The 2,154-nt window shown below is 51.7% G+C and carries 3 protein-coding genes and 1 pseudogene; 1 reads left to right on the top strand and 3 read right to left on the bottom strand.

Annotated elements, in window-relative coordinates:
- Positions 1 to 335 (bottom strand): annotated as a pseudogene (locus J8X26_RS26935) (hypothetical protein); the annotation flags it as partial.
- Positions 336 to 489: 154 nt separating this feature from the next.
- Here J8X26_RS26935 and J8X26_RS26940 point away from each other — a divergent pair.
- Positions 490 to 702, top strand: a complete 213-nt coding sequence (locus J8X26_RS26940; RefSeq protein WP_307803529.1) for a DUF1883 domain-containing protein — start codon at positions 490 to 492, stop codon at positions 700 to 702.
- On the opposite strand, the gene J8X26_RS26945 is transcribed toward J8X26_RS26940, so the two are convergent.
- On the bottom strand, positions 682 to 861 hold the full coding sequence (locus tag J8X26_RS26945; RefSeq protein WP_208952585.1) for an Rrf2 family transcriptional regulator: 180 nt from the start codon (positions 859 to 861) through the stop codon (positions 682 to 684). The two genes, J8X26_RS26940 and J8X26_RS26945, sit on opposite strands and share 21 nt — an antisense overlap.
- A gap of 27 nt (positions 862 to 888) precedes the next feature.
- Positions 889 to 2,154: glycosyltransferase family 2 protein (locus J8X26_RS26950; protein ID WP_208952586.1), on the bottom strand; the 1,266-nt coding region annotated here is incomplete at its 5' end.

Genomic DNA, 2,154 nt, shown 5'->3' on the forward strand with positions numbered 1-2,154 from the left:
CGCTTATCGGCATCAATCAGGCTGGCTGCTATCTGCTGCTGATACTGTGGCGGGCGGCCGGTGCCCAGATAGAAGCTGATGAGGTTATCGGGGAACCGGGTAACCCATTCGCGTGCTGAATCAGTGAAGCCAGGCAACAGAAGCGCATCATCTTCCAGTATCACCACGCGACAATCCTGATGGCTGGCCCACTCGATAGCCCGTCGGTGATTCCAGTTCGCACCGTTGTCACCGTCATCAATCAGCAGGTGCGCATCCAGCATAACGGCGAGGCGCATTCCCATATCGCGGCGTTTGTGATGACCAACAACAACAAACTTTATTTCTTCGCACATTGATAAACCTTGTTTATTGTATGGTTTCAGCCCGCCCATGTTTGGAGCATGAGCGCACACAGTGATGAGGGACGGTTGATTACCTCTGAAGAAAGGACAATACGTGAGCCATATACATAGCCGTGAATATATTGAATCAGGACAGGTGGTGTCCGTGCAGTGCTCCCACCAGATTAATGTTTTGGTAATGGATGACACCAATTACAGCAAATACAAGCGGGGACAAAGCGCAACAGTTTATGGCGGGTTTTATACGCACTTCCCGGCTAATATTGCCCCGCCTCATTCCGGAAACTGGAATATAGTTTTAGCCTTGCCACCTGGGCATAGAGCAAACATTAACTATTCAATCAACATCATTGGTTAGAGCTAACTGGCCTTTGGCCTGAAAAAGCGCCTCCTCAAGGGCGGCAATGATTTTCTGCTGTGTGCCGTCCTTTACATGGCCTGTCGACAAAATACCCTCAGCGTTTACGCTATCGCGCATCCAAATAACCGAACCACCTTCTGAAATTTCTACTTTCACGATATTCCCCTGCCTTGAGATCAACTGTTATTTATGTTTCCAGTAAGCGAACTCCAAACCAGTTCCTTTTGTCCGGAAAACTGTATGCACGCGTGGGCCAGTCACAAGCCTGTCACTGTATTGATGCGCCACAATTCCGAATGCGCCCATATCAACCCGGGTTTCTGGCGTCTTGCCCTTATCCCAGAACCGATGACTTTCGCTGAGGTGATGCAGCCGGATTATCTGGTGCGCAAACTCCATGACATCTTCGCGGCAGCCGCCAAGCAGGCCAGCATTAAGCATTAGACTGTTCCGGTGCTCTCTCAGGAATTCGGCGTAAACTTTTCCATGATGGTTCTGATGCATCCACGGATCCGCATATGTCTTGGGCTCAGAACCGACGTATATCTTGCCGGGTTCCATCTCTTCCCACGGCTGATGCAACATCTCTACGTCAGTACCATCGGTACACCAGACAAACCGGTATTCAGGGTGCGCTCTCAGATACTGATAGATATGCAGCCAGCGGGCAAAGTACGGGCTCATTTGAACCGGCGGTACCGAAACCAGAGAAGCACCGGCGGGAGCAACATCAAGCTGGTCAGCCAGCACCACGGCATCAGATCCGCGAATAGAAGCGGCCCACACAGAGAGAATCGAAACATCAGGCTTTATTGCAGTGCCGCGCTGGGGATCTGGCTGACCGGTCAGCAATGTGGTGATAACGACATTGCGCTGGCGCCGGTACTCGGCATAACCGGCATAACCCGAATCACGCCGCGCATTGAAGATGGTCACGTTATTGCGAACCAACGCATCACGGTCAGGACGAGAAACAGAACGCTCAACCGCTTCATGTTCATCCAATGAATAAATCAGCTTCTCAGATCCGGCAACATCAGCGAATGCCCAGGTCGTCAGTCCAGCGTTATGAATACGCAGGGCCAGATCAGGATGCTCATACATGCCACGGCCATAAACCGGGTCGAAGCCGCCGACCTTCTCAATCGCGCTGCGGTGGTAATACAGCATCACTCCGCGCTGGCCGGTGTATGCTACATGCCGATCATCGCGATACAGTACAGCCATATCGTTCAGCTTCTTCGCGCCAGCCAGATCGAGAAATTGATAAGCCAGATGAGGCTCAGGTGATTCGATGTAAGGAACGTGCCAGTTATCGCTGATTGGATAAGCGTCATCATCCCACAGAAAAAGGTGCTCACAGCCAACATCAATCAGCGCCTCAAGGCTCCGGTTCTTCGAAGCCACGATCCCGAGTGATTTCTCATGCCTGATTATTTCGACACCGGC

This window comes from Rahnella sp. ChDrAdgB13 (assembly GCF_017655185.1).
Taxonomy (GTDB): Bacteria; Pseudomonadota; Gammaproteobacteria; order Enterobacterales; family Enterobacteriaceae; genus Rahnella; species Rahnella contaminans.